19 protein-coding genes and 1 pseudogene are annotated in these 24,469 nt (G+C 65.2%); 10 read left to right on the forward strand and 10 right to left on the reverse strand.

Annotated elements, in window-relative coordinates:
- Nucleotides 1-11 precede the first annotated feature (11 nt).
- Nucleotides 12-2,081: an NAD(+) synthase gene (locus ACZ0BA_RS13425; protein WP_463451763.1), complete on the reverse strand. Its 2,070-nt coding sequence runs from the start codon at nucleotides 2,079-2,081 to the stop codon at nucleotides 12-14.
- A 123-nt stretch (nucleotides 2,082-2,204) separates the two neighbouring features.
- Here ACZ0BA_RS13425 and ACZ0BA_RS13430 point away from each other — a divergent pair, with 123 nt between their 5' ends.
- On the forward strand, nucleotides 2,205-3,338 hold the full coding sequence (locus ACZ0BA_RS13430; RefSeq protein ID WP_463451764.1) for a GNAT family N-acetyltransferase: 1,134 nt from the start codon (nucleotides 2,205-2,207) through the stop codon (nucleotides 3,336-3,338).
- 148 nt (nucleotides 3,339-3,486) lie between these two features.
- Here the strand turns inward: ACZ0BA_RS13430 and ACZ0BA_RS13435 are convergent, their stop codons facing one another.
- Together ACZ0BA_RS13435 and ACZ0BA_RS13440 are read right to left on the reverse strand one after the other, a co-directional pair.
- On the reverse strand, nucleotides 3,487-3,972 hold the full coding sequence (locus ACZ0BA_RS13435) for a Dps family protein (protein ID WP_463451765.1): 486 nt from the start codon (nucleotides 3,970-3,972) through the stop codon (nucleotides 3,487-3,489).
- Between the two features lie 83 nt (nucleotides 3,973-4,055).
- Nucleotides 4,056-4,820 (reverse strand): HdeD family acid-resistance protein, encoded by a 765-nt coding sequence (locus ACZ0BA_RS13440; protein ID WP_463451766.1) that lies wholly within the window; start codon nucleotides 4,818-4,820, stop codon nucleotides 4,056-4,058.
- A 215-nt stretch (nucleotides 4,821-5,035) separates the two neighbouring features.
- Between ACZ0BA_RS13440 and ACZ0BA_RS13445 the strand changes: the two genes are divergently transcribed.
- The gene (locus ACZ0BA_RS13445) at nucleotides 5,036-5,674 is read left to right on the forward strand and encodes a Crp/Fnr family transcriptional regulator (protein WP_463451767.1); all 639 of its coding nucleotides are present in this window, start codon (nucleotides 5,036-5,038) and stop codon (nucleotides 5,672-5,674) included.
- Between the two features lie 129 nt (nucleotides 5,675-5,803).
- Here ACZ0BA_RS13445 and ppa read toward each other — a convergent pair whose 3' ends face one another.
- The 5 genes from ppa to hemC all read right to left on the reverse strand — a co-directional run bounded on the left by ppa (nucleotide 5,804) and on the right by hemC (nucleotide 10,728).
- Complete coding sequence (ppa, locus tag ACZ0BA_RS13450) at nucleotides 5,804-6,349, reverse strand: inorganic diphosphatase (RefSeq protein WP_463451768.1); 546 nt, start codon at nucleotides 6,347-6,349, stop codon at nucleotides 5,804-5,806.
- 171 nt (nucleotides 6,350-6,520) lie between these two features.
- The gene (locus tag ACZ0BA_RS13455; protein WP_463451769.1) at nucleotides 6,521-7,717 is read right to left on the reverse strand and encodes a heme biosynthesis HemY N-terminal domain-containing protein; all 1,197 of its coding nucleotides are present in this window, start codon (nucleotides 7,715-7,717) and stop codon (nucleotides 6,521-6,523) included.
- 2 nt (nucleotides 7,718-7,719) lie between these two features.
- Entirely contained in the window at nucleotides 7,720-8,877 is a 1,158-nt protein-coding gene (locus ACZ0BA_RS13460) for a uroporphyrinogen-III C-methyltransferase (RefSeq protein ID WP_463451770.1), read from the reverse strand.
- Entirely contained in the window at nucleotides 8,874-9,686 is an 813-nt protein-coding gene (locus tag ACZ0BA_RS13465) for a uroporphyrinogen-III synthase (RefSeq protein ID WP_463451771.1), read from the reverse strand. Before ACZ0BA_RS13465 ends, ACZ0BA_RS13460 begins: the two co-directional genes overlap by 4 nt.
- Nucleotides 9,687-9,711: 25 nt before the next feature.
- A complete protein-coding gene (gene hemC, locus ACZ0BA_RS13470) occupies nucleotides 9,712-10,728 on the reverse strand; it encodes a hydroxymethylbilane synthase (RefSeq protein ID WP_463454749.1) in 1,017 nt (338 codons plus the stop codon).
- A 164-nt stretch (nucleotides 10,729-10,892) separates the two neighbouring features.
- Here hemC and ppc point away from each other — a divergent pair, with 164 nt between their 5' ends.
- The 4 genes and pseudogenes from ppc to ACZ0BA_RS13490 all read left to right on the forward strand — a co-directional run.
- Nucleotides 10,893-13,775, forward strand: coding sequence for a phosphoenolpyruvate carboxylase (ppc, locus tag ACZ0BA_RS13475; RefSeq protein ID WP_463451772.1), 2,883 nt, complete (start codon nucleotides 10,893-10,895; stop codon nucleotides 13,773-13,775).
- 106 nt (nucleotides 13,776-13,881) lie between these two features.
- The gene (locus tag ACZ0BA_RS13480) at nucleotides 13,882-16,842 is read left to right on the forward strand and encodes a sensor histidine kinase (protein WP_463451773.1); all 2,961 of its coding nucleotides are present in this window, start codon (nucleotides 13,882-13,884) and stop codon (nucleotides 16,840-16,842) included.
- A gap of 126 nt (nucleotides 16,843-16,968) precedes the next feature.
- The gene (locus ACZ0BA_RS13485) at nucleotides 16,969-17,748 is read left to right on the forward strand and encodes a 3-hydroxybutyrate dehydrogenase (protein ID WP_463451774.1); all 780 of its coding nucleotides are present in this window, start codon (nucleotides 16,969-16,971) and stop codon (nucleotides 17,746-17,748) included.
- A gap of 167 nt (nucleotides 17,749-17,915) precedes the next feature.
- Nucleotides 17,916-18,107 (forward strand): annotated as a pseudogene (locus ACZ0BA_RS13490) (helix-turn-helix domain-containing protein); the annotation flags it as partial.
- Here the strand turns inward: ACZ0BA_RS13490 and ACZ0BA_RS13495 are convergent.
- Complete coding sequence (locus ACZ0BA_RS13495; protein WP_463451775.1) at nucleotides 18,033-18,485, reverse strand: hypothetical protein; 453 nt, start codon at nucleotides 18,483-18,485, stop codon at nucleotides 18,033-18,035. The pseudogene ACZ0BA_RS13490 and the gene ACZ0BA_RS13495 overlap by 75 nt on opposite strands.
- On the opposite strand from ACZ0BA_RS13495, the gene ACZ0BA_RS13500 reads away from it, so the two are divergent.
- Both ACZ0BA_RS13500 and ACZ0BA_RS13505 read left to right on the forward strand, forming a co-directional pair.
- On the forward strand, nucleotides 18,484-18,897 hold the full coding sequence (locus tag ACZ0BA_RS13500) for a LysR substrate-binding domain-containing protein (protein WP_463451776.1): 414 nt from the start codon (nucleotides 18,484-18,486) through the stop codon (nucleotides 18,895-18,897). The genes ACZ0BA_RS13495 and ACZ0BA_RS13500 overlap by 2 nt on opposite strands.
- A 120-nt stretch (nucleotides 18,898-19,017) precedes the next feature.
- The gene (locus tag ACZ0BA_RS13505; protein ID WP_463451777.1) at nucleotides 19,018-20,259 is read left to right on the forward strand and encodes an SGNH/GDSL hydrolase family protein; all 1,242 of its coding nucleotides are present in this window, start codon (nucleotides 19,018-19,020) and stop codon (nucleotides 20,257-20,259) included.
- A gap of 116 nt (nucleotides 20,260-20,375) precedes the next feature.
- On the opposite strand, the gene rpoD is transcribed toward ACZ0BA_RS13505, so the two are convergent.
- Nucleotides 20,376-22,859, reverse strand: coding sequence for an RNA polymerase sigma factor RpoD (gene rpoD, locus ACZ0BA_RS13510; protein WP_463451778.1), 2,484 nt, complete (start codon nucleotides 22,857-22,859; stop codon nucleotides 20,376-20,378).
- Between the two features lie 474 nt (nucleotides 22,860-23,333).
- Here rpoD and ACZ0BA_RS13515 point away from each other — a divergent pair, with 474 nt between their 5' ends.
- Entirely contained in the window at nucleotides 23,334-23,798 is a 465-nt protein-coding gene (locus ACZ0BA_RS13515) for a ProQ/FINO family protein (RefSeq protein ID WP_463451779.1), read from the forward strand.
- A gap of 1 nt (nucleotide 23,799) precedes the next feature.
- Nucleotides 23,800-24,456 (forward strand): 3'-5' exonuclease, encoded by a 657-nt coding sequence (locus ACZ0BA_RS13520; RefSeq protein ID WP_463451780.1) that lies wholly within the window; start codon nucleotides 23,800-23,802, stop codon nucleotides 24,454-24,456.
- Nucleotides 24,457-24,469 lie beyond the last annotated feature (13 nt).

Consider the following 24,469-nt stretch of genomic DNA (forward strand, 5'->3'; position numbering starts at 1 on the left):
TTTGATGATTTTTATCCGCTTTTTACCTGGTTTTGCACCGGAATGGAGCGTAATTCCTCCATCCACACCACGCTTTGCGCGTCGCTTGGCGCGCGCCAATCGCCCCTCGGCGACAGCGATCCGCCGCTGCCGACCTTGGGCGCGTTCGGCACGCAACTACGCTTGAACTGGCTGGTGCGGAAGAAGCGGTCGAGGAAGATGCCCAAGTTTTGTTTGATGGCGGCCAGATCGTACTGGTTGCGCGTGACGTGGTCGCCATCCGGCCAGCGTCCCTGCTCGCGGTCCTTCCATGCGGTGAGCGACAGGAACGCCACCTTCGACGGCCGGAAGCCGAAGCGCAGCACGTAGTACAGATTGAAATCCTGCAGCTCGTACGGGCCGATGGTGCTTTCGGTGCGCTGCTCCGGCTGGCCCTCGGCGGTGCCCGGCACCAGCTCGGGACTGATTTCGGTGCCGAGGATGTCGAGCAGCACCTGCGCATCGTTGCGGCCGATGACGCCGGATTCGGCCACCCAGCGCACCAGGTGCGAGATCAAGGTCTTCGGCACGCTGGCGTTGACGTTGTAGTGCGACATGTGGTCGCCTACGCCGTAGGTGCACCAGCCCAGCGCCAGCTCGCTCAGGTCGCCGGTGCCGACGACGATCGCATTGTGGTGGTTCGCCAGGCGGAACAGGTGATTGGTGCGCTCGCCGGCCTGCACGTTCTCGAACGTGATGTCGTACTGCGCCTGCCCTTCCGAATACGGGTGGTTCAGGTCCTTGAGCATCTGGATGCAGCTCGGCCGGATGTCGATTTCCTGCGCCGAACAGCCGACCAGTTTCATCAGCGCGTGCGCCTGCGTCAACGTGCGCTCGCTGGTGGCGAAGCCGGGCATCGTGTACGCCAGAATGTTGGTGCGCGGCAGCTTGAGCTTGTCCATCACGCGCGCGCACACCAGCAGCGCGTGCGTTGAGTCGAGCCCGCCGGAGACACCAATGACGACCTTCTTGATGCCGCTCGACGTCAGGCGCTGCGCCAGCGCCTGCACCTGGATGTTGTAGACCTCGTTGCAGCGTTCGTCGCGGCGGCGGGCATCGGACGGTACGTACGGGAAGCGCTCAATGCAGCGCTTGAGCGCCAGCGGTTGCTCGCGCCCTATTTCCAGTTCGAAGAACACGGTGCGGAATTTGTTGACCTCGGCGGCGTGGCGCTGCACCGATTGCGCGAACGTGTTCATGCGCATGCGCTCGCGCGACAGGCGCTCGAGGTCGATGTCGGCAAAGGTCAGGGTCGACTCGTCGATGAAGCGCTTCGGCTCGGCCAGCAATTCGCCGTTCTCGTAGATCACGCCCTGCCCGTCCCACGCCATGTCGGTGCTCGACTCGCCGCCGCCGGCCGAGGTGTACAGGTAGGCGGCGATGCAGCGCGCAGATTGCTGGCCGACCAGCAGGTTGCGGTAATTGGCCTTGCCGACCAGCGCGTTCGAGGCCGACAGGTTGACCAGCACCGTGGCGCCGGCCAGGGCCGCGAACGACGACGGCGCCACCGGTACCCACAGATCCTCGCAGATCTCGACGTGGAATTTGAACAGCGGCATGTCGGCCACTTCGAACAGCAGGCCCGAGCCGAATTGCACGCGCTCGCCCAGCAGATCGATCTCGGTGGCGGTGGCGTAATCGGCGCTGCTGAACTGGCGCGACTCGTAGAACTCGCCGTAGTTGGGCAGATAGCTCTTGGGCACCACGCCCTGGATCTGGCCGTTGGCGATGACCACCGCGCAGTTGTACAACTGGTGCTCGACCCGCAGCGGCGCGCCGACCACCAGCGCGATCTTCCATTGCGCCGACGCGGCCACGATGGTGTCGAGCGCGTCGAGGCAACCATCGAGCAAGGCGCGCTGATGGAACAGGTCGTCGCAGGTGTAGGCCGACAGGCCCAATTCGGGAAACGCCACCAGCGCCGCTCCCTGCGCCGCCGCCTCCGCAGCGAGCGCGATGGTCTGCTCGGCGTTGTAGGCGGGATCGGCGATCCGGCACACCGGCGCGGCAATGGCGACCCGGGCGAAATCATGCGTGTACAAATTCAGGAAATTCGAGCTCATGTAAAGTCTTTCGCGTGCGCAACCAAACAAAAGACAATTATCGCACGGCCATGGACGCGCCGCCGGCAACGGACCGACGCCAGATAGGCTAGACTGGCGCCACCGTCAAAGCTGGAGTGTAGCGTGTCAGAAGCAGAGTTTTCGATCATCGACTCGTTGGAAAGCGTCGACCCGGCGCAGTGGCAAATCCTCGCCGGCGACAATCCGACCCTGGCCTACGCCTTCCTGCACGCGCTGCACGAGACCCGCTGCGCCTCGGCCCACACCGGCTGGACGCCGCGCTATCTGGTGATGCACCGCGACGGTGCGCTGGCGGCGGCCATGCCGCTGTACCTGAAGGATCACAGCCGTGGCGAGTACGTGTTCGATCACGCCTGGGCCGACGCCTTCCACCGCAACGGCATTCCCTACTACCCGAAGCTGCTGTCGGCCGTGCCGTTCACGCCAGTGACGGGCAGCCGGCTGCTGGCGCGGACGCCGGAAGATCGACAGCTGCTGGCGCGCGCCGCGCTGCAGGTGGCAAGGCAGTTGGAAACGTCGTCGCTGCACATCCTGTTCCCCGACGAGCAAGACCGGCAGGCGCTGGAGGCCGCCGGGTTCATGCTGCGCGAGGGCGTGCAGTTCCATTGGGAAAATCCGGGCTATGCCGACTTCGACGCCTTCCTGGCCAGCTTCAAGATGGAAAAGCGCAAGAAGATCCGCCAGGACCGGCGCCGCGTGCATGACGCCGGCATCAGCTTCGAGCATCTGGCCGGCCGCGACATCACGCCGGACGTGCTGCGGTTTTTCTACAGCTGCTATGTGTCGACCTACCACGCGCACTTTTCCAAGCCTTACCTGACGTTGAAGTTCTTCGAACGCTTGTTGGACGAGGTGCCCGAGAGCCTGATGATCGTGCTGGCCAAGCGTGGCGGGCAGCCGGTGGCGGTGGCGTTGAATTTGGTGGGCGGCAATATCATGTACGGCCGCTATTGGGGGACGCAGGAATTCGTCTCCGGCCTGCATTTCGAAACGTGTTACGTGCAATCGATTGAATATTGCATCAAGCACGGCATCGCGCGCTTCGAGGGCGGCGCGCAGGGCGAGCATAAAATGTCGCGCGGCCTGGTGCCGACGCCGACGTGGTCGGCACACTGGATCGCCGATGAGCGCTTTGCCGATGCGATCGCCGATTTCCTGGCGCAGGAAACGGCGGCCATGAACAACTATATTGACGAGCTAGGCGAGCACGTGCCGTTCAAGCCCGCCGGCGCATGAGTTTCGGAGAGCCCCGGAGGGCGGATTGGGCGGAACGCCGTAATCCGCCACGCGACGCCCCGTCGAGACGCACGCATTGGCGGATTACGCTGCGCTGATCCGCCCTACGAGGAACAGGCGCCACGCGTGGCTTACCGTAACTGCCGCTTTACTCTTCCAGCAAACTACGCAGCATCCACGCGGTTTTTTCGTGCGTGTCCAGGCGCTGCGCCAGCAGGTCGGCGGTCGGCTGATCATCGGCGTCCTCCACCAGCGGCAACAGTTTGCGCGCGGTGCGGGCGGTCGCTTCCTGCGCCGTGACCAGGTGCTGCACCATTTCCATTGCCTTCGGCACGCCGTCGACTTCCTTGATGGTCGCCAGCTTCACGAACTCGGTGTACGTGCCCGGCGCCGGATAGCCCAGCGCGCGGATACGTTCGGCGATCAGGTCCAGCGCGGTCCACTGCTCGGTGTACTGCGTCATGAACATCTGATGCAGGCTGTTGAACATCGGGCCTTTGACGTTCCAATGGAAGTTGTGGGTCATCAGGTACAGCGTGTAGCTGTCCGCCAGCAGGCCTGACAGGCCGGCGGCAATGTTCGCGCGACTTTCGTCGGAGAGGCCGATATCGATCTTGGAGGCTTTTGCGTCCATGTGTAACTCCTTCTGTTAGCTTGGACCTTTATTGTAATCGTATACAGACCTTGGCGTGGGACCGTACCGTTCGGCAAACCGGTTCAGTGTTGACCCGCCGGCGTCATGCGCCGCTCGCCGACGCGGCGATCGTTGGCGGCCGCTTTTCTGACCGCGCCGGCCCTGATCGTCGCCGGCTGCGGCACCGGCGCGGCCCGCGCGGCCCAGGCGCCTTCGGTTGCCGGCGCGCCCTCGTCCTGCATGGCCCTGTTGGGCTGGACGGCCTCCGGCTCGCCGGCCGACGCCAACTTCGGCGTCTTTTCGTAGCTGCGGAACGCCAGCACCATATACAGGATGCCGGCGACCACGGCGTAGGCGCCCATCAGCCACACCAGCGCCAGCGCGCCGACGCTGGGCAGGACGATCAGGATGGTGCCAAAGACGATCGAGGCGATGCCGCTGGCCAGCAGCAGCCAGACGCCGGGCCGAGCGTGGCCACGCAAGCGCACCGCGAGCGCGCTGTCCAGGACGCCGGTGATCAGCGCGTAGATGCCGACGATCGACACCAGCATCAGCGCGGCGACACCGGGCTGCATCACCGCCAGCACCGCGGCGGCCACACTGACCACACCGAGCATCAGCAGCAACCACCAATCCGCCGCATGCGATCCGCTGGCGTGGCGCCGGTTGCGCGCGGCGCCCACCAGATAGACGATGCCGGCCAGCAGCGCGTAGGCGGCAAACAACAGTACCAAACTCAACACGGTAGGACCGGGCATGCGCAACGCCAGCACGCCGAACAACAGCGCCAGCACGCCGCGCACAGCCAACATCCACCACGAGTGCGACAACATCGGTTTAGCGACCATGACTCCTCCGATAGCAAAAAAAACAGCCCGTAATGAGTCAGATTGGTGCACACGCAAACGGTTCCGCGAGATACCGACATTTCATTAGCAGGTTAAAATCTGGTTGATACAATTTAGTCCCGCGAGATGAAACCAGTTTGCTTCACAGCATTTTCAATCGAGCCTATACTCTATGCCCCGTTGTATGGTTTTATGAGGAATGTGGCACACACAGCATGAATGCAGATTTTATAAAACAACGGAACCGCTTCAAGTCCGCCACGATGAAGCGCATCAATGTCAGTGACGAGTCCTACACCAACGTGACCAATCTGCTGGCGACCATCGCCCACCCGTTTCACGTGCGCAAAGGCGAGTTCCTGCAACAGGCCGGCGTGTCTGCCACGCAAGTGCACTGGCTCGCCAGCGGCGTCGCGCGCAGCGGATTCTTCAACCGTGACGGTGTCGAGATGACGTTGCGGTTTTTCCGCGAGGGCGAGTCCGCCACGTCGCTGACCGACCTGATCGCCGGCGAGGCCGGACAACCGGCCGTACAGTTCCTGGTGGCCGAGACGACCGTCCACGGTTTCACGCTGGACTGGGCGCAGTCGTGCGCGCTGCGTGCGCAGCACGAGGTGTTGCAGCACTACCACCTGCAAGCGGCCATGCACGGATTACAGAGCCTGGCGCAGCGCGCCTACAGCAGCGGCGAGACGTCGGCGCAGGAGCGGCTGGCGGCCTTCCGCGAGGAATATCCGGGCCTGGAGGCGCGTATTTCTCAACGCGCGATCGCTTCTTATCTGGGCATCACGCCGCAGTACATGTCGCGCCTGCGGCGCGAGGCGGAAGCCGCCGAGGGCGCCGCCCGCGAGTAATTAGTCAAGGCACCGGTCCACACCGGCCCGGCCCAATAAAAAAAGCCCCATGTGCGCCGCCAGGACCGAAGTCTCCGCGACGCCACATGGGGCTTTTTGCCGCCGGCCAATCCTCAGGCCGGCGCTGCATCAGGCTTTCGGGGCCGATTCCTTGTTGTACGAAGCGACGCCGTTCAGGATTTCCTGCTTGGCTTCTTCCGGACCGTACCAACCGTCGATCTTGACCCATTTGCCTTTTTCCAGATCTTTGTAATGCTCGAAGAAGTGCTGGATCTGGCGCAGGCGCAGTTCGTTCAGGTCTTCCGGCTTCTGCCAGTGGCTGTAGATCGACAGCACTTTGTCGACCGGCACGGCCAGCACTTTTGCGTCTTCACCGGATTCGTCGGTCATTTTCAGCACGCCGATTGGACGGCAGCGCACCACCACGCCCGGAATCAGCGGGAACGGGGTGATCACCAGCACGTCGACCGGGTCGCCGTCGTCGGACAGGGTGTTCGGCACGTAGCCGTAGTTGCATGGGTAGTGCATCGCGGTGCCCATGAAGCGATCGACGAAGATCGCGCCGGAATCCTTGTCGACTTCATACTTGATCGGATCGGCGTTCATCGGGATTTCGATGATCACGTTGAAGTCGTTTGGCAAATCGCGGCCGGAAGGCACTTTATTCAAGCTCATGGGGTTCCTCGTTGTTGTGCTGACAAATGTTTAACTGCGTAATTATAACGAAGTCCAACACGCTTGTGCGTTGCAGCACTACCGTGCGGCAATTTTTTAGGACGTTGGTGGCGGGGTCAACAGGGGCTTGGCGGATCAGCTCGTGTCCGAATGTCGGAACTGACCCTGTTTTTATAGAATGGTGGCTAGAGCGCATTGGCGGTAATGGTTGGCCGCCTCTTCCGGCTGCTGCAACGCCTCGTGCATCTGCGCCAGCTTCAGGTGCGATTCGCGCACCATGCGCGGATCGGACGCGTCCGACAGGGCCTGCTCCAGATAGCGCTGCGCCTTGCCCCACAGTTTCTGTTTCAGGCACAAGGAGCCTAGCGTGAGTGCCAGTTCGGCGTCGGTCGGCCGCGTCTGCAGCCATTTTTCGCACGCTTCGATCTGTGCCAGCAACGCCGCCGAACCGGCCGGCGCCGCCGCCTCGCGGTAGGCGCGTATCACGCGCTCGTCCCAGTCGGCGGCCAGCGATTCCTCGGCCACCCGGCGCGCCTCGTCATGCAGGCCGCGCGCGTTGAAGGCGGTGGCCGCCAGGCAGGCGACATACGGCTTGACGCGGTCGCTGTTGGGCACGGTAGCCCAGACCCGCTGCAGCGACTCGGCGTCGTTGGTGTGGTCCGACAGCAAATCGGCATAGGCCAACTCGCGCAGCCGCGCCGACAGCGCCGGATGCAGCGCGCGGTGCTTGTCGAGCGACCGCACCAGACGCAGCACTTCCGGCCAGTTCTTGGCCTGCTGCTGGGCCTTCAGCGACCATTGCAGCGCGTGGATGTGGCGCGTGCCGCTGGCGTTGAGCTCGCGCACGGCGTCGAGCGCGGCTTCCGGCTGATGGTCGTCGACCAGCAATTCGGTCATCGTCATCAGGCGCGCGGTTTTCATGGCGGTGTCGTCGTTCAGCCTGGCCAGCCACTGGTCGCGGCGGGCGCCCTGGCGCATGCGGTGCGCGGCTCGGGCGCCGATCAGCGCGGCCACGCCGGCGTTCTCCGGCAGTTCCGAGGCGCGCACGGCGGCTTTTTCGGCATGGCCGAAGCGGCCTTCGAACAAGGCTTTGAGCGCTTCGCGCAGTCCTTTATTGCCATCGCGCTCGCGCTTTTGCTGGCGGTACGCCGCCACCTTGGCCGGCATCTTGAGCGTGGCGCGCAACGCGCGGATGACCGCGTACAGGAACACGAACAGCGCCGCCGCCAGCACGCAGAAGAAGTTGAGCGACATGTCGATCCGGTGCGGCGGGTAGAACAGCACCACGTTGCCAGGATTGAAACGCGCCGTCACGGCGATGCCGATGGCCGCGGCCATCAATGCGACCAACCAGAGGAATAATCGCATGGCTATTGCTTCGCTTTGTAGTTACGCACGGCGTTCAGGCTGTCCGACAGCGTCGGCATCTCGATCGCCAGATTGCTGGTCTGCACCTGGCGCAGCAGCGACTGCACCGTCTGGGTGTTTTTGGCGCGGGTGTCGAAGTACTTGACCAGCGCTTCCTGGGCGGCGATCAGGTCGGCGCGGAACGCGGTCTCATTGCGCGACAGCAGCGCCATGCGGGCGTTCAGCAGCCGCAGTTTGAGGTTCTCGCGCAGGAAATAGGCCTGCGTCGGCGACAGCATCAGCGCGTCCGGCGTTTCGACGCTGCGCACGCGGATCAGCTGGCGCACGTCGGTCCACATTTCGGTGCTCCAGCCGGTCCAGGTATTTTGCAGCGCCAGCAGCCATGGATTGGGCTCGCTCGGCACGGTCGCAGGCACCGGCTTGCCGTTCTTGTCCAGCACCGGCTTGACTTTGACCTTCTTCTCCGGCGGCGCCGGCAAGGTCGGCGTCTCGTCCGACAGCATCGGCAGATGGTCGATCTGCGCGATGACGTTGTCCAGGCGCAGCGCGACGCCGACCGAGTCGACGCTTGGCAAGGCCTTGAGCTTTTCGGTGTCCTTGGCGATGGCGCGGCGGATCGTGATGAATTGCGGCTTGTCCGAGCGCGACAGGCTGCGGTCGGCGTTTTGCAGCGCGATCAGCGCGCCAGGCACGTTGCCGGCCAGTTGCAACTGCTGGCTGGCGGTCGACAGCACCTGTTCGATCTCGGTCAGCGCCCACTCGTCGCGGTTCTTCGACAAGTCCTGGTACAGCTGCTCGAGCGCCAGTTGCTGGCTCTGCGCCTCCAACTGCTTGCTCTCCAGCAGGCCGACCTTGATCTGCAACTCGCGGCTGCTTTCCTGCACGGCGCGCGCCAGGGTGCCGGTTTCGGCATTGACGGAGTCGCCCTTTTGCAGGCGCAGCGCCATTTCCTGACGCAGCTTGCCCATCTTGTTATGGGTCGACCAGGTCTGGGCGGCCAGCAACACGGCCAGCACCACCACCCCGCCCAGCAGGATGCGCGGCTGCTGCAGCGTATCGAGCAGCCGGGGCTCGGGCCGCGACTTGGGCGGCGCGGACGGGGACTCGGCGGCGGATGCGGTCGAGGCGACAGGGTCGGGTAAAGTAGGCAAATCGTTCATAGGCGTGATTGTAACGCGGCCAGCAGGCGTTCGTCGCCTGATCCGGTGAGCGTCAGACGGGAAAAGCCCAAATTGCTTGCAGTTTCGGCAATTCGGGCGTGCGGCACGATCAAATGCTGTTGTTGCATCGACACAACACATGAAGGCGTGCCGCCCGGACTTTTCGCATCGAGCTCGGCGAGGAGGTCGCACAGGCCGCGCAGCGCCTCGGAACTGGTGATGATCCAGTCGTTTGGTTGCGTCAGCAACCGCCGCAACGTGGTTTCCAGCGCCGGCGACAATTTCGGCACGGAACGGCGGTAGGCCGCCACCACCTCCACTTGCGCGCCGGCCGCGCGCAGGCCGTCGGCCATCAGCTCGCGTCCGCTCTCGCCGCGCACGATCAGCACCGGCCGGCCCTTGAGCGCGGCCAGGTCCAGCGTCTGCAACAAGTGTTCGGAATCGCTGTGGCCGTTGTCGGCCGGGCTGACGATGGTGTATTTGTCCGGCGTGACGCCGTGCGCGGCAAGCGCCAGCCGGCTGCCCTCGCCCACCACGGCGGCCGTCACGCCGGCTGGCCAGTGTGGAATATGGGCGAACGCGGCGTCGATGGCGTTGGGCGACACGAACGCCACCATCGCGTAGGCGGGTTCCGGCGCGCACAGCCGCCCCAGCACCGCCCGCAACGCCGATTGATCCGATAGCGGCGCGATCTCCAGCAACGGTAGCAACTCGACCTCGCGGCCCAGCGCGGCCACGCGCGCCGCCAGTGGACGCGCTTGCGCCAGGGGACGGGTGATGATGACGGCGCCGGTAGTCCCGGTGGTCATGCGCAGATCATCCGGTGGCCGCCGCTCAGACCGGCTGGGCGCCGGTCGAGCCGTCGGCGTTCAGCTCGCGCGAGCGCGCCTCTTCCTCGGCCTGGGCGGCGTCGCTCAGGCAGGCGGCCAGGATGCCGGCCGCGTCCTGCGCGCGCAGCAGTTCGGCCACTTGCAGGCCCAGCGCCTCGGGATCGGCGGCGGGGCCGCGCACCTCGGCGCTGGCCACGCGGCTGCCGTCCGGCGTGCCCACCATGGCGCGCAGATGCATCTGGCCGTCGGCGACGGTGGCGTAGGCGGCCAGCGGAATCTGGCAGCTGCCGCCGAACACCCGCGAAACCTTGCGCTCGGCGCTGACGGCCTGCTCGGTGGCGAGGTCGTTGAGCGGCGCCAGCAAGGCTTTCAGATCCAGCCCGTCGTCCCGTTCGGCGATCTCGATCGCCATCGCGCCCTGCCCTGCGGCCGGCAGGCTGTCTTCCGGCGCCAGCACGGCGCGGATGCGCTGATGCAGGCCCAGGCGCTTGAGGCCGGCGGCTGCCAAAATGATGGCGCTGTAGTCGCCGCGATCGAGCTTGGCCAGGCGCGTATCGAGGTTGCCGCGCAGCGGCTTGATGACCAGATGCGGATAGCGCGCCGCGATCAGCGCCTGGCGGCGCAGGCTGCTGGTGCCGACGATGGCGCCCGGCGGCAGGTCGGCCAGCGTGGCATAGTCGTTGGAGACGAAGGCGTCGCGCGGGTCTTCGCGCTGCATCACGGCGGCCAGCACGAAGCCGTCGGGCAGCTCCATCGGCACGTCCTTGAGCGAATGGACCGCCAGATCGGCACGGCCCTCGGCCATCGCCACTTCCAGTTCCTTGACAAACAAGCCCTTGCCGCCGACCTTGGACAAGGTGCGATCCAGAATTTGATCGCCTTTTGTCGTCATTCCGACAATTTTGACATCGCACTGCGGATATAATAATGTCAAGCGTTCACGGACATGCTCCGCCTGCCACATGGCCAGGCGGCTCTCCCGCGATGCGATCACCAATCTGGACGGGGGAGTTTGGACCACTTCGGATGTTTTCAAAACCAGTTCTTTCGCTGTAGCTGACGCTCACCGGCGCAGGCCAGTAAATCGCGCATGTTTAAGATCACAAATTTTATCATGCTCACCTTCTTGCAGAACCGGGCCACCAGCCTTTGCACCGACATTTCACATCTTTGCGGCTTATCCACATGGCAAAACAATCTAGTGCAATCGACGACAACATCGCTGAACAACCAGGCGCGGCCACCGAAGTAGACAAGGACGCGCCCCTTAAGGAAGATATCCGCCTGCTCGGCCGCCTGCTCGGCGACGTGCTGCGCGACCAGGAAGGCGAGGAAGTGTTCGCCGTGGTCGAAACCATCCGTCAAACGGCCGTGCGCTTCCGCCGCGAGGCCGACGCCGGCGCCGCCAAGGAACTGGACGGCATGCTCAAGATCCTCACGCGCGAACAGACCATCTCGGTGGTACGGGCATTCTCGTACTTCTCGCACCTGGCCAACATCGCCGAGGACCAGCACCACATCCGCCGCCGCCGCGCCCACCTGCTGGCCGGCTCGAACGCCCAGAAAGGCAGCATCAATTTCGCGCTGTGCAAGCTAAAGGAAGCCGGCGTCAGCGAGCAGACCGTCGGCGAGTTCTTCGACCAGGCCCTGATCGCGCCGGTGCTGACGGCCCACCCGACCGAAGTGCAGCGCAAATCCATCCTCGACGCCGAGCACGACATCGCCCGCCTGCTGGCCGAGCGCGACCTGCCGCTGACGCCGAAGGAAAAAGCCGCCAATATGCACCTGCTGCGCGCGCGCATCGCCACCTTGTGGCAGACCCGCATGCTGCGCTACACCAAGCTGACCGTGGCCGACGAGATCGAAAACGCGTTGTCGTACTACCGCACCACCTTCCTGCGCGAACTGCCGGGGTTGTACGATGACATCGAGAGCGACATCGCGCACCACTACGGCAGCGCGCCGGCCGACGACCAGGAACCGGTCACCAAACCGATCAAGGCTCCGTACGTGCAAATGGGCAGCTGGATCGGCGGCGACCGCGACGGCAATCCGAATGTCAACGGTGGCACCATGCAGCACGCGCTGGTGCGCCAGGCCACCACCATCCTCGACTTCTATCTGGAAGAGGCGCACACGCTCGGCGCCGAGCTGTCGGTCTCGACCCTGATGGTTGGCTGCACCCCTGCCCTGCAAGCGCTGGCCGACCACTCGCCCGATACCTCCGACCACCGCGCAGACGAGCCGTACCGCCGCGCGCTGATCGGCATCTACGCGCGCCTCGCCAGCACCGCGCGCGCGCTGGGCGCGACCAACATCCTGCGCAAGGAAGTCGGCCACGCCGAGCCGTACGGCAGCGCCGCCGAATTCTCGGCCGACCTGCAAACCCTGGTCGAGTCGCTCACCGCCAACCACGGCGAAGTGCTGATCCGCCCGCGCCTGTCGACCCTGAAACGGGCGGCCGACATCTTCGGCTTCCACCTGGCGTCGCTGGACATGCGCCAGTCGTCGGACATCCACGAGCGCGTGCTGGCCGAGCTGTTCGCCAAGGCCGGCGGCGAGCCGGCCTACGCCGCGCTCGACGAGGACGCCAAGGTGGCGCTGCTGCTGAGCGAGCTGTCGCAACCGCGCCTGCTGTACTCGCCGTACATCGACTACTCCGACGAGACCGATTCCGAGCTGGGCGTGCTGCGCGCGGCGCGCCAGATCCGCGACCGCTACGGCGCCCGCGCGATCCGCAACTACATCATCTCGCACACCGAGACCGTGTCCGACCTGCTGGAAGTGATGTTGCTGCAAAAGGAAATGGGCCTGCTGCGCATCGCCGCCGGCGAAGGCGCGGACCGCACCGAAGCCGAACTGGACCTGATGGTCATCCCGCTGTTCGAAACCATCCCCGACCTGCAACGCGCCGCCGGCATCATGGAAGCGGTGATGGCGCTGCCGCTGGTCAAGGGCCTGATCGCCAAGCAAGGCCAGATCCAGGAAGTGATGCTGGGTTATTCGGACTCCAACAAGGACGGCGGTTTCCTGACCTCGACCTGGGAACTGTACAAGGCCGAGACCCACCTGGTGACGGTGTTTGAAAAAGCCGGCGTCAAGCTGCGCCTGTTCCACGGCCGCGGCGGCACGGTCGGCCGTGGCGGCGGTCCGAGCTACGAGGCCATCCTGGCCCAGCCGCACGGCACCGTCAACGGCCAGATCCGCCTGACCGAACAGGGCGAGATCATCGCCTCGAAGTTCTCCAACAAGGACATCGGCCGCCGCAACCTCGAGCTGCTGGTCGCCGCGACCCTGGAAGCGAGCCTGATGCCGCAGTCGGAGGACAGCGCGCACCTGGAGCAGTTGAGCCAGTTCGAGGCGATCATGGCGGAGATTTCCGACCGCGCCTACAAGGCCTACCGCAACCTGGTCTATGAAACCCCGGGCTTCACCGACTACTTCTTCAGCGCCACGCCGATCGCCGAGATCGCCGAACTGAACCTCGGTTCGCGTCCGGCCTCGCGCAAGTCGACCAAGCGCATCGAGGACTTGCGGGCGATCCCATGGGGCTTCTCGTGGGGCCAGTGCCGCCTGCTGCTGCCGGGCTGGTACGGCTTCGGCAGCGCCATCGGCGCCTGGATCGCCGACGGCGACAAGCCGGCGCGGCTGGCGCAGCTGCGCAACATGGCGCAGGCGTGGCCGTTCTTTGCCACCTTGCTGTCGAACATGGACATGGTGCTGGCCAAGACCGACCTGGCGATCGCCTCGCGTTACGCCGAGCTGGTGCAGGACAAGGAACTGCGCGAGCGCATCTTCAAGCGCATCACCGAGGAGCACGCCACCACCTTGACCATCCTGCAAGACATCACCGGCGCGTCGGAGCGGTTGACCAGCAATCCGCTGCTGGCGCGCTCGATCCAGAACCGCATCGCCTACCTCGATCCGTTGAACCACTTGCAGGTCGAGCTGATCAAGCGCCACCGCGCGCTGACGGTCGATCCGGCCAAGGCCACCGACGAGCGGGTCCACCGCGGCATCCACCTGTCGATCAACGGCGTCGCGGCCGGCTTGCGCAACACCGGCTAAGCGCGGTCGCTCCCGGCTGAAAGCGCCCCGACTCATCCCCGGGGCGTTTTTTTGGCCTGTTCATTCCGATTTGAAATTCTCAGGTGAAATCCGTTATGCTCCTGTCATGAACCTTGTTACATGTTGGACATCCCTGCGCGCGCGCTTGCTGATGGTGGGGATACTGTGCGCGCTGATCGCCCTCTGTCCATCGGTGCGGGCGGCCCAGCACGCTCGCCTGCTGGGCGAGTACGCGCACCGCGCCTGGAGCGCCGCCGACGGTGCGCCGGCGCAAATCCAGGCCATCACGCAAACACCGGACGGCTGGCTGTGGCTGTCCACGCCCACCGGTTTATACCGCTTCGACGGCGTCAATTTCGAGCGCCGCGACCAGGTCGGCGGCCAGCCGCTGCTGTCGACCATCGTGCTGCCGCTGCACACCGCGCCCGACGGCGGGCTGTGGGTCGGCTACCGCTTCGGCGGCGCCAGCGTGTTCAAGGGTGGCAAGGTCACGCACTACGGCGCCGACAACGGCTTTCCGCCGGGCGCCGCCCACAGCTTCACCAGCGGGCCCGACGGCGTGCTGTGGGCCACCACCGCGCGCGGCCTGGCCTGGCTCGACCGCGCGCGCGACCGCTGGGTGCGGGTCGGCCCCGAGACCGGCTTCAATCCGTCGCAAGCGGTCTGGCAGGTGCTGTTCGACCGCGCCGGCACGCAATGGGTCTCGAGCTCCAGCGCCGTCTACTACCGCCGCGCCGGCGACGCGCGCTACCGCATCGCCAGTCCCGGCAACATGGAACTGGCGTCGCTGGCGGCCGGGCCGGACGGCACCGTGTGGATATCGAATGGCGTCGACGCCAATTACCGTTTGTCGCAAACGCCGCCAACGGCCGGCGCCAGGGCGCCCAAGCCCGACCTGCCGGGCAGCGGCATGTGGTTCGACCGCGCCGGCACGATGTGGCTGGCAAGCGATACCCATGTCGAGCGCGTGCTGCCGGACGTGTTTCCCGATCCGCGCCAGCGCCTCACGCGCGACCAGGGCTTGAGCGGCCTGAGTCCGCAGACCTTTTTCGAAGACCGCGACGGCAATATCTGGTTCGGCACCGCGACCGGCCTCGACCGCTTCCGCCGCCACCGCGCCGTGCCGCTGCCCAGCGACCAGGCGATTGTCACGCCGGGGCTGGCGGCCGACGCCGGCGGCAAGGTCTGGCTCAGCAACGCCGCCAACAGCGCCTGGCTGATGGACGCCGAAGGACGGCGGCACGCCACCCTCGACAGCGGCTTCTGGAGTTCGGCGGCCGGCACCGGCAACGGCGGCCGCGCCCTCGGCAGCTACCAGGGCATCTGGCAGGCCGGCAAGCTGATCCCGTCACCGCCGGCGCCGCTGCGCGACAGTTCCACCATCTACGCGCTGGCGCAAAGCCGCGACGGCGCCTGGTGGGCCAGCTACCTGAATTACGACCTGTTCCGCCACCGCGACGGCCGGTGGGAGCATCCGTACCCGGCGCTGCCGAAGCTGCGGGTGATGTCGCTGCTATCGGACAGCCGCGACCGGCTATGGGTCGGCTACCAGGGTAACCAGATCGCCATGGTCGACGGCGGCAAGGTGGCGTTGATGGGCGGCGGGCACGGCCTGCGCATCGGCAACGTGCTGTGCCTCGTCGAGCATGACGGCAATTTATGGGTGGCCGGCGAATCGGGCGTGGCGCGCTACGACGGCCAGCGCTTCGTGCCGCTGTTGACGGCCGACGGCCACGAATTGCGCGGCATCAGCGGCATGGTCGTCACCGACGGCGGCGAGCTATGGCTGCACGGCAACGACGGCGCCTTCCGCATTGCCGCAGACCAGCTCAAGGCGTTCGTGCGCGACGGCGCCCGCGTGACGTACGAACTGTTGGGCAGCGAAGAGGGCCTGACCGGCACCGTCCAGCCGAGCGGCCCGTTCCCGTCGATGGTGCAGGCCAGCGACGGCAAGCTGTGGCTGTCGACCACGAGCGGCGCGATGCTGATCACGCCCGGCGCCATCCGCCGCGACGCGCTGCCGCCGCCGGTCGAAATCGTCTCGGTCTCCAGCGGCGGCAAGCGCTACGCCGCCGACCGCCCGCTGCGGCTGCCGCAGGGCGCCAACAACCTGCACATCGGCTTCACCGCGCTCGGTTTATCGGTGCCGGAACGCGGCGCCTTCCGCTTCCGGCTCGACGGTGTCGACCGCGACTGGCAAAACGCCGAAGGCCGGCGCGAAGCGTTCTACACCAACCTGCAGCCGGGCGCCTACCGTTTCCAGGTGATCGCCGCCAACCGCGACGGCGTGTGGAACACCACCGGCGCCGCGCTCGATATCGAGCTGCCGTCGACGTTCGTGCAAAGCGTCTGGTTCAAGCTGCTGTGCGGCGCGCTGTTGATCTTGCTGGTGGCGCTGGCATGGCGCTGGCGACTGGCGCAGGTGGCCAGGCTGATCGAAGCGCGCCATCTGGAGCGCCTGAGCGAGCGCGAACGCATCGCCCGCGCGCTGCACGACACCTTCCTGCAACAGGCGCAAGGCACGATCCTGATGATGCAGGCGGCGATGCAGCAGATACCGCCCGCGCTGCCGGCGCGCGCGGCGATGGAGCGCGGCATCGGCTACATCGAGCGGGCGCTGATCGAGGGCCGCGACGAGGTGATGGGCCTGCGCTCGGCGTCGGGCGCCGACCAAACCCTGGCCGAGGCGCTGGCAGCGTTCGGCGACGGCCTGGCCGAGGCGCTGCCGGCGCGCTACCGGCTGGCGGTGCGCGGCGCGCCTTATGAGCTGGAGCCGGCGCTGCGGGACGAGCTGTTCGCCATCGGCCGCGAAGCGATCGGCAACGCCTTCCACCACGCCGGCGCCAGCGAGATCGTCACGGAACTGGCGTTCGGCGCCGAAGGGCTGACCTTGCAGGTGCGCGACGACGGCAAGGGCATTCCGGCCGACATCCTCAGCGCGGGCCAGCGGCGCGGCCACTACGGCCTGGTCGGCATGCGCGAACGCGCGGCGGGCATCGGCACGGCGCTGGAGGTCACAAACGGCAGCGACGGCGGCGCGGTGGTGCGGCTCACGTTGGCAAGGTAACGTTGGCTCAACATTTTTCGTGCCTTAACCTTCCCTTCAGGCAGGTCGTGCACTGTACGTTAGAGTATCGACATGCCCCAGCGCATGGCGTGTAATGTCCCAACATCCAACCCAAGGAGTCCGCACATGAAACTGCAAGACAAAGTCTGCGTCCTCACCGGCGCCGCCAGTGGCATCGGCAAGGAAATCGCCCTGATCTATGCGCGCGAGGGCGGCAAGGTCGTCATCGCCGACCTCAACCTCGAAGCGGCGCAGGCCACCGCCGACGAGCTCAAGGCCGCCGGCAAGCAAGCGATGGCGGTCGCCATGAACGTCACGGACGAAGCGCAGGTCAACGCCGGCATCGCCGAGGTGATTGCCGCCTGGGGCCAGATCGACGTGCTGGTGAGCAACGCCGGCATCCAGATCATCCACCCGGTCGAGGACTTCCCGTACGAGGAATGGAAAAAGCTGCTGTCGATCCACCTCGACGGCGCCTTCCTCACCACCAAGGCCTGCCTGCCGCACATGTACAAGGCCGGCAGCGGCAGCGTCATCTATATGGGTTCGGTGCACTCGAAGGAAGCGTCCAAGCTCAAGTCGGCCTACGTCACGGCCAAGCACGGGCTGATCGGGCTGGCCAAGGCGGTCTCGAAGGAAGGCGCCGAGCACGGCGTACGCGCCAACGTCATCTGCCCCGGCTTCGTGCGCACGCCGCTGGTGGACAAGCAGATCCCCGAGCAAGCCAAGACCCTGGGCATCTCCGAGGACGACGTCATCAAAAAAGTCATGCTGGCCGACACCGTCGACGGCAAGTTCACCACGGTGGAAGACGTCGCCGAAGTCGCGCTACTGTTCGCCAGCTTCCCGTCGAACGCGCTCACGGGCCAATCGCTGGTCGTCAGCCACGGCTGGTTCATGCAATAAACGGTAACCCCGGGGTCAAGTCTGTCATTCGGACACGAGCTGGACCGTTTGCCAAGTTCTGTCGGCGGCTCGTGGCGGATTACGGCGTTCCGCCTAACCGCCCTACGAAAATCGTCCTCGCGTAGCAGCCCTAGGATCAGATCTGCGGCGCAACTCTTGTAGAAATGATGGCCCTCCCCCGCCTGTTAGAATCGGCCATCGTCATTCAAACGCCTGAGCACTTGGAAAAAATAGCGAACTTAAATCTGCTGCGCTCGCTCGACGCGCTGCTGGAGACCCGCAACCTAACCCTGGCCGCATCCATGCTGGGGCTGACGCAGTCGGCGCTCAGCCGCCAATTGGCGCAGCTGCGCAGCCAGTTCGACGATCCGCTGCTGATCAGGGAGGGACAGCGCTTTTTGCTGACTCAGCGCGCGCAAGCCCTGCGCGGACCGCTCAAGGCCACCCTGCTCACCCTCGAATCGCTGATGGACGGCCCCACATTCGACGCGGCCACGTGCGCGCGCACGTTCTCGATCGCCGGCTCCGACTATCTGGCCGACCACATGCTGCCGCCACTGGTGGAGGCCGTCGCCGCGAGCGCGCCGCGCGCCGGCGTGGCCTTCCATTTGTGGGAGGCTGGCTACTATCGCCTGCTCAGCGACGAAGCCGTCGATCTGGTGAGCGACCATCGCCGACATGGTGCCGGACAACCTGCACGGCCGCGCGATGGGCGAGGACAGGCCGGTGTGCGCCATGCGTGCCACGCACCCGCTGGCGCTGCAATCGCTGACCCTGGCCGATTACGCGCGCTGGCCGCACGCCCGCATCACCGGTGGCAGCGACAAGGACGGCTTCGTCGACCAGGCGCTGGCCCGGCAAGGCCTGCGCCGCGACGTGCGGCTGACCGTGCCGTTCTTCTCGTCGGCCCTGCGCATCGTCGGCGACAACGACCTGCTGCTGACCATCCCCGAACACATCGCCATCAAACTGGCGGCGCAGGCGCCCATCATTTGGCAGCCGCTGCCGTTCGATGCGCCGGTCTACCGCTACTGGCTGCTTTGGCATGCGCGCAATCACCAGGACCCGGCGCATCAATGGTTCCGGCACCAGGTGTTCGACGTGCTGCACCGGTTCGACCACGGCGTGACCCGTTTCAACGCCGATTGAGCGGCGCGGCGGACGCCATGCCGCGCGCGCATACCCACTATGCGGCCCCAGGCGTTGATCGAATAGCATCCGTTCCGTAGACTGCAGAGATTGCATTTTCAACAGTCACGGAACCGTTCGATGAAACTTGCCTGTCCACGCTTCACCGCCGCACTGCTCGCGCTGGCGCTCACCCTGGCCGGGAGCTGTGCCCCGGCCAGCTCGGCGGCGACCACCAACTGGATCACGACCTGGACAGCCGCGCCCGACAGCGCGGGCCCCGCGCTGCCAGCCCAGACCATCCGCCAGATCGTGCGCACCAGCGTCGGCGGCGGCAGCGTACGCGTGCGCCTGTCCAATCTGCACGGTGCCGGCGCCGTCGGCATCGGCCCCGTGCATGTGGCGTTGCGTACCGCCGGTTCGGCCATCGAACCGGGCAGCGATCGCGCGCTGACGTTCAACGGCCGCCCGGCGGTCACCATCGCCGCCGGCGACAGCGTCCTGAGCGACGCGCTCGACATGCAGGTGGCGCCGCTGCGCGAACTGGCGGTCAGCTTGTACCTGCCCGACGGCGCGGGCGCCGCCACCCTCCACGGCGCCGGCATGCAGACCGCGTACATCGAACGCGGCGCCGATGCGACCGCCGCGATCAGCTTCTCCGGGACCGAAACCGACGACAGCCGCTATTTCCTCACCGATGTGCAAGTGGCCGCCGACGGGAATGCGCAGGCCATCGTGGTGGTGGGCGACTCGATCGCCGACGGCATCGGGTCGAAGGAGGACGCCAACGCGCGCTGGCCGGACCTGCTTGCCGAGCGATTGACGAAGTCGTCCATGGCCGTCGTCAACGCGGGCATCGCCGGCAACCGGCTGCTGAATGGGCCAAGCAAACCGTTCGTCGGGCCGAGCGCGCTGGCGCGGTTTCAGCGCGATGCGCTGGACAAGCCCGGCGTGCGCTGGATCGTGCTGCACGAAGGAATCAACGACATCAGCGCGGGCGATATGCTGGCGTCGCCCGCCGAGCAGGTGTCGGCGCGGCAGATTATCGAGGGCATGCAGACGTTGATACGGCGGGCGCACGCGCAAGGCGTGAAAATCTGCGGCGGGACGTTGCTGCCGTATGGCGGCGTCGGCAAGCCGTTCGTGCATTCCGAGGCGGCGGAGGCAAAGCGGCAGGAGGTCAATACGTGGATACGCGGCTCCGGCGAGTTCGACGCGGTGGTCGATTTCGACAAGATGCTGCGCGACCCGGAGCAGCCGTCGAAGTTGTTGGCGGCCTTCGACAGCGGCGACCATTTGCACCCGAACGATCGCGGATATCGGGCGATGGCTGAAGCGGCCGCGAGCACATTAAATTCTGCGGACACACGCAGGACGGATTAGGCGGAACGCCGTAATCCGCCAATCCATGCGCCGTCGAAACGCAGGCATTGGCTGCGCGAAAAAAAAGGGAGGCACATGGCCTCCCTTCTGTTTGCTAGCGTGATGTGGTTTGAACCTTAGTTCTGCGTCAGGAACGTCTTCAGCTTGTCCGAACGCGACGGCTGGCGCAGCTTGCTCATGGCCTTCGCCTCGATCTGGCGGATACGCTCGCGCGTCACGTCGAACTGCTTGCCCACTTCTTCCAGCGTGTGGTCGTTCGACATTTCCACGCCGTAACGCATGCGCAGCACTTTCGCTTCGCGCGGGGTCAGCGAGTCCAGCACTTCCTTGATGACGTTGCGCATCGACGCGTGCAGCGCGGCATCCAGCGGGGCCAACGTGGTGTTGTCCTCGATGAAGTCGCCCAGCTGCGAATCGCCGTCCTCGCCCATCGGCGTTTCCATCGAGATCGGCTCTTTGGCGATCTTCATGATTTCGCGCACTTTGTTTTCCGGCATTTCCATCTTGACGGCCAACGTCGCCAGGTCCGGCTCGCTGCCGGTTTCCTGCATGATCTGACGCGAGATACGGTTCATCTTGTTGATCGTTTCGATCATGTGCACCGGCACGCGGATGGTGCGGGCCATGTCGGCGATCGAACGGGTGATGGCCTGGCGAATCCACCAGGTCGCGTACGTCGAGAACTTGTAGCCGCGACGGTATTCGAACTTGTCGACGGCCTTCAACAGACCGATATTGCCTTCCTGGATCAGATCGAGGAATTGCAAACCGCGGTTGATATACTTCTTGGCGATCGAAATCACCAGACGCAAGTTGGCGACCGTCATTTCACGCTTGGCCTGGCGCGCGCGTTTTTCACCGGCGGCCATCTGCTTGTTGATCTTGCGCAGGTCGGCCAGCGGCAGCGCCACGCGGGCTTGCAGGTCGATCATTTTCTTTTGCAGTTCTTTGACGGCCGGCACGTTACGGCCCAGGATGGCGCTGTACGGATAAGCCGAATCGACTTCGCCGTCGACCCAGTCCAGGTCCGTTTCGTTACCCGGGAACACCTTGATGAAGTGGGCGCGCGGCATGCCGCATTTGTTCACGCACAGTTCCAGCACGGCGCGCTCGATGTGGCGCACTTCTTCCATCTGGCCGCGCAGCGTGTCGCACAGCTTCTCGACGACCTTGGCGGTGAAGCGGATGCCCAGCAGTTCGGCCGAGATGGCTTCCTGCGCGGCGACATATGCCTTGGAACCATAGCCGCCGGCGGCCTTGCGCATCTTGTCGTACTGGGTCGAGATGACGTCGAACTTTTCCAGCGCGGCTTTTTTCAGCTGCGCCAGTTGCTCGGTCGAGAAGCCGGCCGCGCCACCATTGGCGTCGCCGTCCTCTTCCTCGACTTCTTCTTCCTCTTCGTCGTCATCTTCCGACGGCGCGGCAGGCGCGGCGGCCACGGCCGGTGCGTTGTTCGCTTCGTTCAGGTCGACAAAGCCGTCCACCACTTCGTCTACTTTCAGCTCGTCCGCTTCGATCTTGCGGGCCAGCGCGACGATCTCGGCGATCGTGGTCGGGCAGGCCGAGATGGCCTGGATCATGTCCTTCAAACCGCCTTCGATGCGCTTGGCGATCTCGATCTCGCCTTCGCGCGTCAGCAGCGCCACGGCGCCCATCTCACGCATATACATGCGGACCGGGTCGGTGGTGCGGCCGAAGTCGGAGTCGACCGTCGACAGCGCGGTCGCGGCGGCCGCTTCCACTTCGTCGTCGGAGGTGACGGTGGCCACGCTGTCGGTCAGCAGCAACGATTCGGCGTCCGGGGCGCGCTCGTAGATGGCGATGCCCATGTCGTTGAAGGTCGCGATGATGCCTTCGATCGCTTCCGGATCGACGATGTTTTCCGGCAACTGGTCGTTGATCTCGGCGTAGGTCAGGAAGCCGCGCTCCTTGCCCATGTTGATCAGGTTCTTGATCTGGTTGCGGCGGCGCTCCAGGTCCTCGGCCGAGCTTTTCGGGTCCATGCCCAGCATGTCGGCGGCGCCGCCCTTGGCTTTGCGCTCGCGCGCCTTCGACACCGCCTTCAGTTCGGCGCGCTCGACGGCGTTCAACGCCGCCACTTCGTCGTTCTCAGGCGTAAATTCGGATGGCTTGCGGCCACGGCGGCCAGGCACCTTGACGCTCGGCAGCAGATAGCCGGAGGTGTCGATCGACGCCAGGGTGGCGGCGTCGGTGACCTGGCTGACGGCAGGACCGGCGGTGACGATGGTCACCGGCGCCGGCTCGACCTTGACGGCCTTGACCAGTTTCGATTTCGGCGCGGTCTTGACCACGACCGTGTCGGCGACCGGCTCGTCGGCCGCGACGGCGCCGGCGAGCGCGCCCTTGCGCGCCACCTTGACGGTCTTGACCGGCGACTCGACAGCGACCTGCGCTTCGGCCTGGGCTGCTTCGGCTGCGGCGCTCAGGCGCGTTTTCTTCTTGACTACCGTTACTTTGCTCGCTGCCTCTTGCGCATTATCGATGACATAGGATAGAGTCGTCTTTGGCACGACCAGCGGAGCGGAGCTGGTGCGGGCGGCCTTGACGGACAACGTTAAAGTTTTCGGCGTTTTTGTCATTAAAAGTCTCTCAATGCGTATTCGCCAGAAAATACAAAATACCATAGCCCGCGCCGACCGTTACCAGTGCGCATGGATGGAAATGTTGTAATTTTGCTGACGATTATCTGCGGAATAAAAAAAGCCCGTTTCCAACGACGGGCTTGTTTCTCTTTTCAGTGAAGAATGAGGAGAGGGCAAAGTATGCCGTATAGCGAGACATCAGGATAATGAATAAATCACATATCCGACATCCTAAAACCATATAACAAGGGCACACGCCCGTGTCCAGACCGATCGCATCCTGTACCAAACTGAAACACACCGCCCTGCAATTGGTGCGTCAAGCATTATACACGTTTTAGCGGCGCGCCGCACCTGTCGTCCATCTCCCGTTGGCCGGAGTGTGAGCAAACCGGCACGGTAGACTAAAACACACAGCAATCCGGGGGGACGCATGATATGCTGGCGCCTCTTGCTTAACCTACGAAGTCGATGAACACTAGCCTTACCCCTCAGCCTTTGGCGACCGAGCCAGCCGCATCCGCTCCGGCCACTGCGGCCCCGACCCCGCGCACCCTGTTGAAACAGCTGCAAACCCAATTCCCGGCGTTCCGCGATTTTCTGCCGCTGTCGATCGGTATCGACAAGCAGATCCTGGCGATCATGCCCGAGCTCGACCGCAAGACGATGCGCTCGGCGCTCGGCATCCACACCGGTTCGCTGCGCTACCTGAAAGTGATGGAAAAAGCCAAGGTGCGCCACGACCTCGACGGCACGCCCGGCGCCGAAGTCACCGACACCCACCGCGCCCACGCTACCCAGGTCTTGCAGGAACGCTTCAAGAAAGAAGCCGAACGCAAGAAGGCCGAGCGCGATGCGGCGGCAGCCGAAGAAGCGGCCCGCGTGCGCGCCGACAAGCTGAACCAGCTGACCGCGAAATTCTCGCGTAAGGGTTAAGTTGGCCGAGTCGCATACCGCGCGACCGACGCCGGAGGCCGAGCTTCCGCCCTACGTCGGCTTGCGGATCACCGATGTGCAGCTGGTGACCACGCCGGAACATGCGCTTGCCGCGCGCGCCGCCCTGCTGGCGGCCGACGCCGTCGGCTTCGACACCGAGTCCAAGCCGACATTCGTCAAAGGCGAGACGTCGACCGGTCCCCACCTGATCCAATTCTCCACCGACGACAAGGCTTATCTGTTCCAGATCGGCAGCAGCACGCCGGCGCACACGCTCGAACTGCTGCAAGCCATCCTTGAACAGCCGGCGCCGCTGAAGATCGGCTTCGGCCTGTCCGACGACGTCAAACGCTTGCACGCCAAGCTGGCGATCCGCGCCGCCGGCGTGGTCGACCTGTCGGTTGCGCTGCGCACGCCCGGCCAGCGCAACGACCTCGGCGCCAAGACGGCGGTGGCCAAGTTCTTCGGCCAGAAGCTGCAAAAATCCAAGAAGATTTCCACGACCAACTGGGCGCTGCCGCGCCTGAACGACAAGCAGATCCTGTACGCCGCCGACGACGCCCAGGTGGCGCTGCGCGTGTACCGTCACTGGATCGCCAACGGCGGCAAGCTGCCGCCGTTGCGGCCGGTCAAGTTGCCGCGCCCGCCCAAAGACTGAGGCCACGCGTTAA

The sequence above is a fragment of the Duganella sp. AC917 genome, assembly GCF_979258245.1.